This window comes from Natronobacterium texcoconense (assembly GCF_900104065.1).
Taxonomy (GTDB): Archaea; Halobacteriota; Halobacteria; order Halobacteriales; family Natrialbaceae; genus Natronobacterium; species Natronobacterium texcoconense.
In genome coordinates this window covers 61073-74485 of sequence record NZ_FNLC01000007.1, presented here as the reverse complement: position 1 = coordinate 74485, position 13413 = coordinate 61073, and the positions used below count along the sequence as shown (strand labels likewise).

The 13413-nt window shown below is 62.1% G+C and carries 15 protein-coding genes; 9 read left to right on the top strand and 6 right to left on the bottom strand.

Translation table 11 applies throughout. The features are described from left to right. Nucleotides 1–158 precede the first annotated feature (158 nt). Complete coding sequence (locus BLR35_RS19500; protein ID WP_139169333.1) at nt 159–1058, top strand: hypothetical protein; 900 nt, start codon at nt 159–161, stop codon at nt 1056–1058. 28 nt (nt 1059–1086) lie between these two features. On the opposite strand, the gene BLR35_RS19495 is transcribed toward BLR35_RS19500, so the two are convergent. The 3 genes from BLR35_RS19495 to BLR35_RS19485 all read right to left on the bottom strand — a co-directional run bounded on the left by BLR35_RS19495 (nt 1087) and on the right by BLR35_RS19485 (nt 2850). Then, a complete protein-coding gene (locus BLR35_RS19495) occupies nt 1087–1485 on the bottom strand; it encodes a histone acetyltransferase (protein ID WP_090385900.1) in 399 nt (132 codons plus the stop codon). A 62-nt stretch (nt 1486–1547) separates the two neighbouring features. Further along, entirely contained in the window at nt 1548–2261 is a 714-nt protein-coding gene (locus BLR35_RS19490) for a hypothetical protein (protein ID WP_090385897.1), read from the bottom strand. Nucleotides 2262–2460: 199 nt separating this feature from the next. Beyond that, nucleotides 2461–2850, bottom strand: coding sequence for a DUF5518 domain-containing protein (locus BLR35_RS19485; RefSeq protein ID WP_170831079.1), 390 nt, complete (start codon nt 2848–2850; stop codon nt 2461–2463). Between the two features lie 135 nt (nt 2851–2985). Here BLR35_RS19485 and BLR35_RS19480 point away from each other — a divergent pair, with 135 nt between their 5' ends. The 3 genes from BLR35_RS19480 to pheT all read left to right on the top strand — a co-directional run bounded on the left by BLR35_RS19480 (nt 2986) and on the right by pheT (nt 6889). Continuing rightward, entirely contained in the window at nt 2986–3222 is a 237-nt protein-coding gene (locus BLR35_RS19480; RefSeq protein ID WP_090385894.1) for a hypothetical protein, read from the top strand. Between the two features lie 440 nt (nt 3223–3662). Then, nucleotides 3663–5177, top strand: coding sequence for a phenylalanine--tRNA ligase subunit alpha (gene pheS / locus BLR35_RS19475; RefSeq protein ID WP_090385892.1), 1515 nt, complete (start codon nt 3663–3665; stop codon nt 5175–5177). Continuing rightward, nucleotides 5177–6889 carry a phenylalanine--tRNA ligase subunit beta gene (gene pheT / locus BLR35_RS19470; protein WP_090385889.1) on the top strand — a complete coding sequence of 571 codons (1713 nt, stop codon included), beginning with the start codon at nt 5177–5179 and terminating at the stop codon, nt 6887–6889. Before pheS ends, pheT begins: the two co-directional genes overlap by 1 nt. Nucleotides 6890–7154: 265 nt before the next feature. Here pheT and BLR35_RS19465 read toward each other — a convergent pair whose 3' ends face one another. After that, entirely contained in the window at nt 7155–7352 is a 198-nt protein-coding gene (locus tag BLR35_RS19465; protein ID WP_006674053.1) for a hypothetical protein, read from the bottom strand. Between the two features lie 235 nt (nt 7353–7587). Between BLR35_RS19465 and BLR35_RS19460 the strand changes: the two genes are divergently transcribed. Continuing rightward, nucleotides 7588–7896, top strand: a complete 309-nt coding sequence (locus BLR35_RS19460; RefSeq protein ID WP_090385888.1) for a non-histone chromosomal MC1 family protein — start codon at nt 7588–7590, stop codon at nt 7894–7896. A gap of 81 nt (nt 7897–7977) precedes the next feature. Here the strand turns inward: BLR35_RS19460 and BLR35_RS19455 are convergent, their stop codons facing one another. Beyond that, nucleotides 7978–9570 (bottom strand): GAF domain-containing sensor histidine kinase, encoded by a 1593-nt coding sequence (locus BLR35_RS19455; protein ID WP_244510291.1) that lies wholly within the window; start codon nt 9568–9570, stop codon nt 7978–7980. Nucleotides 9571–9710: 140 nt separating this feature from the next. On the opposite strand from BLR35_RS19455, the gene pheA reads away from it, so the two are divergent. Further along, entirely contained in the window at nt 9711–10529 is an 819-nt protein-coding gene (gene pheA, locus BLR35_RS19450; protein ID WP_090385885.1) for a prephenate dehydratase, read from the top strand. Between the two features lie 38 nt (nt 10530–10567). On the opposite strand, the gene BLR35_RS19445 is transcribed toward pheA, so the two are convergent. Continuing rightward, the gene (locus BLR35_RS19445; RefSeq protein ID WP_139169332.1) at nt 10568–11302 is read right to left on the bottom strand and encodes a bacteriorhodopsin; all 735 of its coding nucleotides are present in this window, start codon (nt 11300–11302) and stop codon (nt 10568–10570) included. Nucleotides 11303–11975: 673 nt separating this feature from the next. Between BLR35_RS19445 and BLR35_RS19440 the strand changes: the two genes are divergently transcribed. The 3 genes from BLR35_RS19440 to BLR35_RS19430 are packed head-to-tail and all read left to right on the top strand — an operon-like array spanning nt 11976 to nt 13371. Further along, nucleotides 11976–12368 carry a hypothetical protein gene (locus BLR35_RS19440; RefSeq protein ID WP_170831078.1) on the top strand — a complete coding sequence of 131 codons (393 nt, stop codon included), beginning with the start codon at nt 11976–11978 and terminating at the stop codon, nt 12366–12368. A gap of 55 nt (nt 12369–12423) precedes the next feature. After that, complete coding sequence (locus BLR35_RS19435) at nt 12424–12894, top strand: peroxiredoxin (protein ID WP_090385878.1); 471 nt, start codon at nt 12424–12426, stop codon at nt 12892–12894. A 57-nt stretch (nt 12895–12951) separates the two neighbouring features. Next, complete coding sequence (locus BLR35_RS19430; RefSeq protein WP_090385876.1) at nt 12952–13371, top strand: Hsp20/alpha crystallin family protein; 420 nt, start codon at nt 12952–12954, stop codon at nt 13369–13371. The last annotated feature ends 42 nt before the right edge of the window (nt 13372–13413 follow it).

The window sequence follows — 13413 nt, the reverse complement described above, 5'->3', positions numbered from 1 at the left end:
GGCTACTGAATTACGGTCTGCGTCGACAGTCCGAAGACAGTCGAACGCGCTGAACGTGGAGCAGATTGGACTCGACGGTAACGACAATGCCTCCCGACGATCGAACCGGTCGACAGAACGACCGAAAAGAGGAGCTGGTTTCGTGCACAGAGAAATCCGTGTCCGAGTGGGGACGCGTCGACATCCCACCGCACGATATCGTCCGGCAGCCAGGAAAAGACGAACGAAAGGCCTGGAATAGCGACTATCTCGGCGAACACATCGAGACCGAACCATCAGTATCGTTCGAGTCACTACCGGTCACCAAAGACGCGATCCGGATTCCAGAACTCCAGCAGGGAAGCAATCACACCTATTTCGTCGAGATTCTAGAAACAGAAGAAGAGCTAGCCGAAGTCGTCGCTCTCGAGTTACTTCCGAACGAACTTCCAGCGGAAGTACCGGAGCAATGCCGCGAGCGGTTCGACGGCCTCCGGGACCGATACCGGAAGATCGATTTCGACGACACCGTACTCGTGTTCGTCGCCTCCGGTCGTGGCTCGAGTTCGATCGAGCAACGATGGGCACGGGTTGAAGCGGCCAACGACGGACTCCATCTCCACGGCTACTACAGCCAACCGGAAATCGTGACGTCCGACGGCACGTTTTGGGCGAGCCTGCTAGCTATCGACCGGACAGGCATCGAGAATCAGGGCGCTCGAGTGAGTCTCACTGTAGACGAGTGCAACCGCGTTCATTTCGAATCGACAGAGGGCTTCGTCACCCTGATTCCGGCTCTCGTCGGGAACGACTGGGTGAAAACCGCGACGCTCGAGGTTCGAATCATCTCCGCGGACGGTCACGAACGAGTTTCGGACTCGGTCTCGGTTGGGTCAGATTTGCAGTGGTGGAGAACCCTAGGTCTGTTCGGCGAGTACGGTGAATCGTATACGGTCGAGGCGAGGGTGGAAGGCTTCGGTATGGAGACGACCGAAACGTATCACGCGGACGCCCCTCTCGGAATCTGGCTCACGGAAGACGGCAAACTCACCATCGAATCCACGGCAGGGAGGAGGTAGTAGCCCGTTCGCTAGCCGTTCAGTTGATTCAGGCTGTCTCGTGCGCGTCGTCACTGACTCGCTGACATCGATCGATCCACAGCTCTTGGTAGGCGTTCGGACTGACGACCCGACCGTGTAGATCATCGATCGTCTCGATACCGGCGTCCTCACACCACTCGAGACACCGCAGATACACCTCGAAGTCGTACTCCTCGCGGACCGACTCGTCGTGTTCGATCCGGAGCGTCTCTGCTCCCGCGAGAGAGGCGGCGAACGCCCGGGTGTGGCCGTCAGCGAGGTACCACTCGCCGTCGTGTTCGAACGCCGGCAACGGCTCGTAGTTCGGCTCGTCGAAATCGAACCACTCGAGAACGCCCGCGAGTTTCTCGCTCGAGAGGTACAGTTGCGTCGGGCGGACGTCCGAGAGCGGAAGCCGTCGAGCCATGTCGATACCGTTCTCGACTGCGAGTCGATAGGTTTTCCGCAAGAAAATAAAAAACAGTGAAGCTACCGCGAGGCGTACAAGTAGATCCCGTACAGTAGCCCGCAGATCGCGGGGATCGGGACGTGGGTGGCTGAGAGTCTGCCGCCGGTCAGCATGCCGGGGTATGGCCATGCGGCGAGAAGCAGTCCGAGCCCTGTGTAGGCGAGAACGAGTCGTGGCCGCGACTGACGGTAGTGGCGCGCGACAAGGACCAGGACGAGACTGTACAGCACGAAGACGGCGAACGTAAACACCCCCAGCAGGAAAATCGGGATCGCGGCGAATCCGGTTTGGCTGTTGTATTCGACCGCCGCGACGTACCGGTCGTCTTCGTGTTCGACCAGTGTGTACTCGATAGTCGTCTTCGAATCGGGATGGACGGTTACGGTATCCGGAAGCGACGGCGGTTCCTCGTAGGCGGTGCAGACGAGCATGTCGTCGCGACAGATATCGATCTCGAGGCGCTGCCAGCCGTCGCTCGAGTCGGCAGCCTCGGCCGTCGCTTCGTGGAATGCACGCTGGGTAGTCGCTGGAAGTTCACTGACTGGCGTCGGTTCGGAGAAGGAGACGTCGTCGGCCGTCTCCTCGAACGCGTCGGTTGACTCGTGTGCGACGGCGTAATCGGGGGAATTGTACTGGTAGGGTGTTTGCGGGTGAAACGTTGGGCCGGCCAGCATGATACCCGGGAGGACGACGGCGACGACGAGGGCGGCAATCAGGAGGGTGCGTTCGTTCACTGGTGGTCGGTCTCCGCTACCGACCAAGTGTTTTCTGATTGGAGTGTTTACTTAGGAATATATTGTACTCCGACAAACGAGGGTGTTTTTTGCTTCTCACGCGCCCTGCAGATGCACCACCATGCAACGAGAGCGGCGAGGAGGGCGTCTGACCGGAAGCCAACTGGGAAGGGACGTAACGATCGGACGAGGTGGGTGATCAGTACCGCCCGATATCGTCGCCGAACTCCTCGTTCAGGTACGCACCGAGCGCACCACCGGCGGCCGCGAAGACGAGTGCGTAGATGCCTACGAAGACGGCTCCAAAGAGGATCATACTGCCCATCATCGGTGCACCCACGAACCCCAAGAAGAGCCCTCCGAGAACGAGAAACAGGACGAAGCCGAGAACGCCGTAGACGAGACCGGCAACGACGCCGGCGACGAACCCGCTGCCGACGTCCGGCCCCTCGAGATACCCCGCGAGGATACCGCCGAGCAGCGACGAGAAAGGGATAAACGAGAGAACGAGTGCAGCGACCCCACCGATGAGGCCGTTGACGATCGTGGAGCGAGACGAGGACCGGTCTTTCGAGCGGGCGTGTGCCATACCCCGCCTTTGGAGTCAGTCCACTAATCATTTCGGTTCGCTATCACGTCGGCAGTGGCTCGAGCGAGTGACAGTCACCCCACCGGTAGCTATCGGCCGCTGTCACTATATGGCAATAGTTCGTTCGGGCCATCAATGAGTGATACTGACGACAACGAGGCTGTCCCGGACGAGCTACCCGACGATCCGGACGAACTCTATTCTATCGCCACGGACGACTCGGAGTTTCCGTACCGACGGGAGGCCGCGATAAAGGAACTCGCCACCTACGACGATACGGCCGACCTGCTGACCGAACTGGCGGACGGGGAGGCACTGACGGTCATCGAGCAGACGCTGGCGACGTCGAAACTCGACGAGCAAGAATCGTAAGGAAACGTAACGTCGAACAGGGAGGGTCAACAGGGAACTGGAGCGTGTGACACTGCTTCGTTTTCCGTGTTGACCCTAGAGAAAAAGGTCCCTCTGACGGATTATAGTTTGTGGCCCGCAGAGACGGGCTCGAACGGCCGGATTCGATCGAGTGGGACGAAAACTGACGACCGTCACCGATTCACAATGTTTTTGCGATCCCCTCTCCATCGAACGCGTATGGCATCCGAATCCCGCGGCCGTGAAAGCGTCGTCAGCCAGCCACAGCAGACGCGTTCGGGATTCGGCTTCTTTTTCCTGTAGTTCCGAACGGTGGACCCACGGCAGCCGTAGTTGGACGCCGTGGCGAAACCGTTCGTCCCGCGCCGACGGGAGTCGGCGTCGGCCCGATGCGAGTCGGAACCGCTAACTGACCGCCACGCAGCCATACGAACAAGCGAATGCAACTCCCAGAATCACAGGTCGCGGTCCTAGAGGCCGCGAGCGCGGACGAGGCAACGTCCGTCGACGCCCTCGCCGAGGCGACCGACCTTCCACCCGAGACCGTCACCGGGGCGGCGTTCGAACTCGAGGAGGAAGGACTGGTCACCGTCGAGGAACGCGTCGACGAAACGATCGAACTCACCGAAGAAGGCCAGGAGTACGCCGACGGCGAACTGCCCGAGGTGAAACTCTACGAGACTGCTCTCGAGGCCGGTGCCGACACCGACGCGGTCTCGATGGGACAGGTCATCGGCGGGTCGGGTCTCGAGGGCGACGCGGTCGACATCGCGCTCTCGAACTACGCCCGGAAGGGCTATGGCTCGATCGACAGCGGCGAGATCACCGCCGATCCGGACGCCGATCCCGCGGCCGACGCGGAAGCCAGCACGCTCGAGACGCTCGCCGACGACCCGGACGCCGACTCCGTCGACGACGACACGCTCGAGAGCCTCGAACGCCGCGGACTGGTCGAGGTCGTCGAGACGACGACTCGCGAGGTGACGGTGACCGAGCAGGGCGTTACGGAACTGATGGCCGGCGTGGAGACCGCCGAGACGGTCGGGCAGGTGACGCCGGAACTGCTGACGGGCGGCGACTGGCAGGACGTCGAGTTCGCCGACTACAACGTCGAAGCCGACGCCGAGCGATTCGAGGGCGGCAACGTCCACATCCTGCGCCAGACGGCAGAGCGTGTGAAAGACGTCCTCGTCGGCATGGGCTTCCAGGAGATGGAAGGCCCGCACGTCGACGCTGACTTCTGGATCAACGACTGCCTGTTCATGCCTCAGGACCACCCCGCACGGACCCACTGGGACCGGTTCGCGCTCGAGGAGCCGACGCACATCGACGACCTGCCCGAGGGACTCGTCGCGGACGTCGAACGCGCCCACCGCGAGGGCGTCGGCGCGGACGGTGAGGGGTATCACTCGCCGTGGGACGAGGACTTCGCGCGTGCACTCGCGCTACGAGGCCACACGACCTCGCTGTCGACGCGCTATCTGTCGGGCGAGGAGATCGGCGAGATCGAACCGCCGGCACGGTACTTCAGCGTCGAGAAGGTGTATCGCAACGACACGCTCGACCCGACCCACCTGCTCGAGTTCTTCCAGATCGAGGGCTGGGTGATGGCCGAGGATCTCTCGGTGCGCGACCTGATGGGCACCTTCGAGGAGTTCTACGCCCAGTTCGGCATCGAGGATATCCAGTTCAAACCCCACTACAATCCCTACACGGAGCCGTCGTTCGAACTGTTCGGCACCCACCCGACGACCGGCGAACTCGTCGAAATCGGCAACTCGGGTATCTTCCGCGAGGAGATGCTCGAGCCGCTGGGCGTCGAGTGCGACGTGATGGCCTGGGGACTCGCCCTCGAGCGCCTGCTCATGCTGATGTACGGCTTCGAGGACATCCGAGACATTCACGGGACGCTGTGTGACCTGGAACTGCTGCGGAATACGGAGGTGACCTACTGATGCCCACGGTCGACATCGACCCCGACGAACTGCGCGAACTGACCGGCAAGGACGAGAAGGGCGACGAAGAACTGAAAGAGGACCTGTTCGGCCTCGGTCTCGAATTCGAGGGGCGGACGGAAGACGGCGAGTTCGAACTCGAGTTCGCGCCCGACCGCCTCGACCGGCTCTCCGTAGAGGGCGTCGCACGCTCGCTCTCCTACCAGTACGGCGACTCGCGAGGCGTTCACGTCCCCTCGACGAACAAGCCTGACTGGACGATCCAGGTCGACGAATCGGTCCCCGAGGAGCGACCCTACGTCACGGGCGCGGTAATCCGAGACGTCGATCTCGACGAGGAGAGTTTGGACTCCCTCATCCAGTTGCAGGAGAAACTCCACGCGACGATGGGGCGCAAGCGCGCCAAGGGTGCGATCGGGATCCACGACCTGACGATGTTGAAAGGCAGGGCTGCCACCGAAGGGAATCCCACCATCGATTACGTCGGCGTCGAACCCGATGGCGACCGGTTCGTCCCCCTCGATTCCGACGCGGAGCTGACGCCCGCGGAGGTGCTCGAGGAACACCCCACCGGCGAGACTTACGCCGACCTCGTCAGTGAGTACGAGCGCTACCCCGCGATCTACGACGATATCGGGCTGTTCTCGTTCCCGCCGGTGATCAACGGTCGGCGCACGGAGGTTTCGACCGACTCCCGAGACCTCTTCGTCGAGATGACCGGCACCGACCAGTGGACGATCGACAGGATGCTCAACATCGTCTGCTACGCGCTCGCTGCGCGCGGAGCGACCCTCGAGGAAGTCACCATCGAGTATCCGGATCACGAGATCGTTCGCCCCGACCTCTCGACGAAGGAAAAGACGGTCGCACACGACCGGATCGAGACGATCCTGGGGATCGAACTCGCACCCGACGAGGTAATCGATCTGGCGGAGCGGTCGGGACTCGAGGCCGCAAAAGAGGAGGGCGACGACGGCGACCTCGTCTACGAGGTCACGATCCCACCGTATCGCGTCGACGTGCTCCACCCGCTGGACGTCATCGACGACCTCGGGCGAGCGTACGGCTTCAACGAACTCGAGCCGAAGTACCCCGACGTCGGCACCGTCGGTGGCCGCCACGAACGCTCGCGTCTCGAGCGGTCGGTCCGCGAGCAACTCGTCGGCCTGGGCTTCGAGGATCTGTTGAACTTCCACATGATCAGTGAGGAGGAGAACTACGAACGCGTAGACGTAGAACCCGACGCTGACGTCTACGGCGGCGGCAAACCCGCGACGATCAAGGGTCCCTACAGCGAGGACTTCACGATGTTGCGGACGTGGGTCACACCCTCGCTGCTGATGGTCCTCGAGCGCAACACTCACCGTGCGTACCCGCAGGACCTCGCGGAGATCGGGTTCACCGCTGAGGTCGACGAGAGCGAGAACACTGGCATCGCCGAACGCCGCCGCGTCGGAGCCGTCCTCGCGAGCCACGAAGCCGGCTACGAGGACGCCAAAGCTCGCCTGCAGGCGCTCTGTCGCCGGTTCGACGTCGACCTCGAGACCCCGCCCACGGAACACCCGACCTTCATTTCGGGTCGAACGGCGAGCGTCGTCATCGACGGCGAGGAGGTCGGCGTGATCGGCGAAGTACATCCGAAGGTGCTCGTCGAGCACGACCTCGAGGTGCCCGTGTCCGGGTTCGAGTTCGACCTCGCGGCGCTGCAGTAATCGAAAAAGACAGCTTCAGTCGTGAGAAAGACGACTGCTGATCGAATTTTCCTCGGGTTTTCCCAGACTCTAGTTGGCTTCGTGGCTATTCGTACCGTGAGCGAGCCCGTAGGGCGAGCGAACGGGCCGACGACTGACTCGGAGCGAACGGAGTGAGCGAAGAGGAAAGAGGAGTGCTTTTAATCGAATTTTTGCCGAGTGACGAGCGGCCGGGAGCGCCAGCAGCGCTCCCGGAACGCTCAGAACGCAGCGCAAAACTTCGTTCTTAGAACTCGTGTTCTACTTCTTCCTCGTCGGCTTTCTGGATGATGATCTTGCCGTCCCGTACTCGGACGAAGACCTCGTCACCGATATCCATGCCCGCGACCGCGAGTTCGTCCTCGTGGAGGTTGAGGTGGACGTTGTGGTAGTTACCGTCTTCGTCTTTCGCACCGCTCGGACTCAGCTTCTTTTTCCGGACCATCGCGGGATTCTATGACGAACTTCGCCGTAGGATATACTTAAGTGTTTTCTACCTGCCAGCGATCGGTCACGGCCGGTTGACTCTACGTCATCGGCGAACGCGGTCGAATCGCCGGGAGAACGGATACTGCGGAAAGCTGGCGTACCGAACCCACTTAAAAATACCGGCGCAGTCGGTCGATTCTCGGGGATATCTTTATGTCATACCATGTACTGAATTGACACGGAGGAGAACTATGGTACGCGAAGACGGGAAACGAAACTTTGCACTGCGCGAATCGAACGGGGAAGAAGACAGCGTCTTCTCGGGGAACACACCACGTCAGGCAGCGCTCAAGGCCGCTCGACGACTCGAGCCGGGCTCGAGCGAAGACGAGGCCGACCGCGTCGAACTCCGACTCCGCGAGAAGGGAACGGACAAGGTTCACATCTACGACGGCTGGGCCTGGGAGGAGACGGCGCCCGACGACAAGCCCGACTGGATGCCCGAGGAGATCACGGAGGCGAACGTCTCCAAGAAAGGTATCGAACACCTCGACGAGTGAAGCAGGAACGGTATTTTCTCGCCAGAATCCTGGCGTAGAGACAGCCATCTGTCGAGCAGGGCAGTAACGTCTGGAGAGTCGCTACGCCCCGTTCGCACGGGGCGATGGATCCGTGACGATCTCGAACCGCGCTCCGCCCAGATCGCCGTCCGTGACCGAGATGTCCCAGCCGTGAGCCGCGACGACGGTGTCGACGATCGATAACCCGAGTCCGGTACCGCCGCCGTCGGTGTACCCCTCTTCGAAAATCCGCTCTCGATTCTCGGGCGCGATTCCGGTCCCGTCGTCCTCGACGGCGAACCCCGTCTCGAACCCCTCGACGCGTACCGTGACGCCCGGTTCGTTGTGTTCGACGGCGTTTCTGACGAGATTCTCGAGTCCCTGTCGGAGTCGATTCTGATCCGCTTCGAGCGTCGAAAGTCCCTCGGTTTCGAGCGTCGCGTCGGGGGTCGCAACCGTCTTCCAGGCGTCTTCGACGAGCGTCTCGAGGTCGACGCGCTCGAGGTCTCCGAGGACGTCGCCCTCACGCGCGAGTAATAGCAGGTCGTCGATCAGCGTCTCCATCCGGTCGACCGCCTCGAGGACGTTCTCGGCGTAGGTCGGATCGTCGGTTTCGGCGATCAGTTCCGCGCTGCCGGCGATGACGTTCAGCGGGTTCCGGAGGTCGTGACTAACGACGGAGGCGAACCGTTCCAGCCGTTCGTTCCGCCGGACGAGTGCCCGTCGTTGCCGGCGACGCTCGAGCGTGTAGCCGACGAGTTTCCCGAACGTCCGGAGCTGTTTCCGGAGGTGTCGGGGCCAGGTTCGTCGCTGGCTCTGACCGACGACGAACACGCCGGTTAGCTCCCAGTCGACGACGATCGGTACCGCGAGCAACGCCTCGAGATCGCGGCGCTCGAGATACGGGTGCGTGGCGTTGGCGTCGGTTTCGGCGTCCTCGAGGCCGCCGACGAACCCGTCCGGAACGTCGGTGGAAGGGGCCCAGGGATCGTCGGATGGAACGACACAGTCGTCGAACCCACGCAGCGAGTCCTCGAATCCCGGAAACGACTTCGCGGGGAGTCGCTCAGGCCCGACCACGGCCGACCGAGAGTCCGTCACCCAGCCGTGTGTCGGCTCGAGCAAGTCGGTCTCGTCGTCGTACCCGAAGACGAGACAGCGGTCGGCGTCGAGGCGTGTCCCGACTTGCTCGAGTCCCCACTCGATCTCGACGTCGAGTTCGTCGTCCGCGGCGACGAGCAACGATCGTGCGGTCGTGAGGACGGTCTCGCCGACGTCGGAGATGGTCTCCTCGTAGCAGTCGTCGATCCGGTTCCGGACTCGAGTCGGTAGCGGATCGTCCGTCGCTCGCCGGCCGCGATAGACGAGGTCGTCGACGCCGGTTCGAAACACCGACCACTCGCGGTCGTGGTCCTCGGACAGCGAGACGAGCAGGAAAACCGGGAGGTCGGGCCACTGCGTAGTGAGTTCCTCGATGACCGATCGGTCGTACCCCTCCGCAATTACCAGACAGTCGACCGTAACGTCGACCGCCTCGAGCAGCGACTGGTTCCCGAGCGTCGTCACTCGATACGGTGGCTCGAGCGCGTCGACGATTCGTTTCCGCATCCGTTCGCCATCCGCAGTCCCGGCGTACAGCACGTGAAACGATCTGTGATCCCCGCCTGCTGGCACTGGTCCCCACCTCCGATCGCAACCGCGTAGTTCCGACAATGTTGGACAGTTGAAACATATAGCTTGTGGCAACCGTCACCCTCGAGCGGGAATTGCCGAACCCAACGTGTTTTTGGCGGTCTCCCTGCAATGGATGGGCAATGACTGCAGTCACGCTCGGCCCAGCGGGAACCTACTCACACCGGGCAGCGACCGCCGTCGCCGACGAAGACGAGATCGAGTTTCGACAGTCGGTGACTGCGATCGTCGACGCCGTCGCCAGCGGCGAGTACGACCGCGGCGTCGTCCCCATCGAGAACAGCATCGAAGGCTCCGTAACCGAGAGTCTGGACGCCCTCGCGGAGTACGACGTCGCCGTCGTCCGCGAAATCGTCACCCCGATCAGACACGCCTTACTCGCCCAGGGCGAGGGGTTCGATACGATCGCCAGCCACTCCCAGGCGCTCGCGCAGTGTCGGTCCTACCTCGAGCGGGAGTACCCCAATGCGGCGCTGGAAGCAGTCGCGAGCACGGCACAGGGCGTCGAGTTCGCGCGCGACGATCCCTCCGTTGCGGGGATCGGTCATCCAGCAAACGCCGGCAACGGAACCGATCTCGAGGTACTCGCGGAGGACATTCAGGATCAGGACTCGAACGCGACGCGGTTCTTTGCGGTCGCGCCCGCGGAAGAGCGTTCGAAAGGCGGCGGCAAGACCTCGCTAGTCGTCTACCCGAACGCGAACTACCCCGGTCTGTTGCTCGAGTTACTCGAGCCGTTCGCCGACCGAGACATCAACCTGACCCGCGTCGAGTCCCGACCCAGCGGTCAGCGACTCGGCGACTACGTCTTCCACGTCGACATCGAGGCCGGCCTCTACGAGGCACGGACGGGGGAAGCACTCGAGGACATCGAGGAGTTAGCGGAGAACGGCTGGGTGCGACGGCTAGGCTCGTACGATACGGAACACGTCGTCGAGTAGGACTGTGAGTCGTCGCGAAAAAGTCGCTCGTCTCGCCGTCAGTCGCCAGTAGTCTGGGTTTCGGCCGGTTCCGTGGGAACGGAGGCATCCTCATCGAACGAGAGCAGCCCAGTCGATACGTCCTCGAGTGCGTCGGCGTTCCGGAGGACGAGCGCGCCGAAGCCGACTACGAGGATGATCTCGACGTAGACCAGAACGACCCCCCCAACGAAATCGTCGACCAGTTGGAAGGCAGCGATAAGCCCGTTCGCAACGAGTCCCATCCACGCAAGGACGACCAGATTCGCGAGTTTGCTGTACAGGAGCGACCGTGCGGGAGATTGTTCGTTTGCCGCCCGCTCGAATGGCCCGTACAACAGGAAGATGCCGACCACGAGCAACACGAACGGGGTAAGCGATGCAAGTATCATGGCGATTCCATCGAGGAAGCCGGCGAAGTACGTCACCCACACGCGCGTCAGGACCACGCCGAGTAGCCCCAGAATCAGCTGCTTGCTGGCACCGGCGATCGCGCCGATGACGAGCACGAACGGGATCCACATCGCCGTGTATCCCAGGAAGCGGATCGGGTCCTCGCCGATCCCGAGCACCTGTTGGAGCGGTGCCGTCGCCAGATAGACGACGGCCATCGCACCGGCTGCCGTCGCGACCGCGTACCCGAACTGTCGACTCGTGGCCGGGAGGAGACGCGTCCAGCCGACGAATATCAGGGTGATCAACCCGAGAATGACGCCCGTGAGTTGCATCAGGTGCGCCGAGAGGAATTCGATCACGCACAACCACCCCTGGTCCCGTCAGCCATCCACGTGATCTGCTGGCTGCTATCGTCGACCCGCCCGATTTCGGCCAGTACGCAGCCGACCGCTGTGATGGTTTTTTCACTATACTGGTTGCGAATCCGATCCGGAATGAACGTTTCGAGCACCATCGTGTATCCTGTCCAAGCGTCCTCGCCATCAGCGACGGCGAGTTTTGGCTAGGCGAGGAACTATTCGGAGAACAGATAATTGTTATCGCCAATCGTGTGAGAAACTCTACAGGCTTCTCGAGTCGTATTCGGCCCGAAAATCCCGAATGAATCTCGATAGGGAAGAGACGTGTAATCCAGAAATATAAATCCTATATCATATATTCGAACACTCGGTCCACCAGCGGGCATTCTCCAGTCAAGGTCGTCGCCGAGTCACTACCACGCGTATGGTACTCGAGACAGGCGAGGGCATATCGACGGTCATCCCACGAGATCAGGCGGCGAGACGGTTACATCGAGGATATCGAAAACCTGGTCGAGAACGGTCGGTGCGACGGATGGAGTCGTACGATACGAAAACACGTCGAGTAACGGTCTACACGCGCCGAATTCGGTTCGTCCCTTCCGACTGCGACGGTTCGACCAAACACAGTTAGCAAGATTACTTTTAAAACCGCGACCGCTGTTGCAGTATAATGGCAACAACGGACAACGTGCCGAATCCGGAACAGTACGGATGGGACTTCGAAAAACGCGGCAGCGTCGGGGTCTGGTTCATGAAAGGCTGGCAGGGGTTCGCCGACGAGGACCTCGAGGCAGCCAGCGAGCACTACCGGGAGCGTGGGAGCAAACGCGACGTCGAAGCGACCCTCGCCGTCTTCGGCGACGCGACGAACCTTCCCAAAGAGACCCAGGAGTACATGGGTAAAGAGTGGTCCGCCAACGGCGAGTACACCGGCGTCGAGAAGATCGGCTTCGTCTCGAGTGGCATCACGGCGATGGCGGTGAAATCTCAGATCGACGTCGACGGGGCCACAATCGAGAGCTTCGACGACCTCGAAGAGGCGCTCGAGTGGGCCAGAACGTGAATCCCGTCGCGGTCGCACCGAAAGCCGTTTCCGCGCGTTCGCAGTACGGTCACTCATGACACTCGAGGAGGGTGCGAACGCACCGACGGTCACCGCACGGAACCAGGACGGCGAGACGATCACGCTCGAGTTCGAGGAGCCGACCGTGCTCTACTTCTACCCGCGTGACGACACGCCGGGCTGTACGATCGAGGCGAACCAGTTCCAGCGCGAACGCGAGACCTACCGCGACGCCGGCGTCGCAATCTACGGCGTCTCGACCGACGACGTCGACTCCCACCAGGACTTCTGCGAGCAGGAGGGACTCGAGTTCGACCTGCTGGCCGATCCCGACGAGGAGATCGCGGACGCCTTCGACGTCGAGAAACGCGAGACCGACGCGGGGCCCGCACCGACCGAGCGAACGACCTTTTTCCTCGCCGACGGCGAGGTCGAGGCAGTCTACGAGGACGTCGATCCCGACGGCCACGCCCGGGACGTGTTGCTCGAGGCGATGGACGAGGGGATCGTGACGCTTCCCGAATAACGGTTCTGTCCTTCTGGCGCGGGCAGATTTATCCCACTCGAGAGCGTACGGTCGTGTATGCGACGCAACCCGTTCGACGAAATCGAGGAGATGCTCGACCGCGTCAGCCGACAGGTCGAGGAGGGGATGACCGGCGGCGGCCTGCAGGTCCCGGGGTCGGTCCCGGTCGACGTCGCCGACACCGACGAGGAGTACGTCGTCACCGCCGACCTGCCGGGCTACGAGACCGACGACATCGACCTGACGCTCTCGGAGGGCACCCTGCGTCTCGACGCGAGCCGCGAGGACGACCTCGAGTTCGCCGAGGGCGAGTACATCCGTCGCGAGCGGACGCGCAAGACGGCCAGTCGCCGGATTCGCCTGCCCGAACCGGTCGAGGAAGAGGAGGTTTCGGCGGGCTACGAGAACGGCGTGCTCACGGTTCGACTGCCGAAAGTCGAGGAGAGCGACGAGTCGAAAGCGATCGACATCGAGTAATCCGACTGTTTTGCGGTTCTCGAGAACGGAATCGAGTGCGAT

Bases quoted from the DNA above. Each gene is read 5' to 3' on its own strand.
- BLR35_RS19495 (WP_090385900.1), bottom strand. From the start codon at position 1,485: ATGGCTCGACGGCTTCCGCTCTCGGACGTCCGCCCGACGCAACTGTAC.
- BLR35_RS19485 (WP_170831079.1), bottom strand. From the start codon at position 2,850: ATGGCACACGCCCGCTCGAAAGACCGGTCCTCGTCTCGCTCCACGATC.
- BLR35_RS19480 (WP_090385894.1), top strand. From the start codon at position 2,986: ATGAGTGATACTGACGACAACGAGGCTGTCCCGGACGAGCTACCCGAC.
- pheS (WP_090385892.1), top strand. From the start codon at position 3,663: ATGCAACTCCCAGAATCACAGGTCGCGGTCCTAGAGGCCGCGAGCGCG.
- pheT (WP_090385889.1), top strand. From the start codon at position 5,177: ATGCCCACGGTCGACATCGACCCCGACGAACTGCGCGAACTGACCGGC.
- BLR35_RS19465 (WP_006674053.1), bottom strand. From the start codon at position 7,352: ATGGTCCGGAAAAAGAAGCTGAGTCCGAGCGGTGCGAAAGACGAAGAC.
- BLR35_RS19460 (WP_090385888.1), top strand. From the start codon at position 7,588: ATGGTACGCGAAGACGGGAAACGAAACTTTGCACTGCGCGAATCGAAC.
- pheA (WP_090385885.1), top strand. From the start codon at position 9,711: ATGACTGCAGTCACGCTCGGCCCAGCGGGAACCTACTCACACCGGGCA.
- BLR35_RS19440 (WP_170831078.1), top strand. From the start codon at position 11,976: ATGGCAACAACGGACAACGTGCCGAATCCGGAACAGTACGGATGGGAC.
- BLR35_RS19435 (WP_090385878.1), top strand. From the start codon at position 12,424: ATGACACTCGAGGAGGGTGCGAACGCACCGACGGTCACCGCACGGAAC.
- BLR35_RS19430 (WP_090385876.1), top strand. From the start codon at position 12,952: ATGCGACGCAACCCGTTCGACGAAATCGAGGAGATGCTCGACCGCGTC.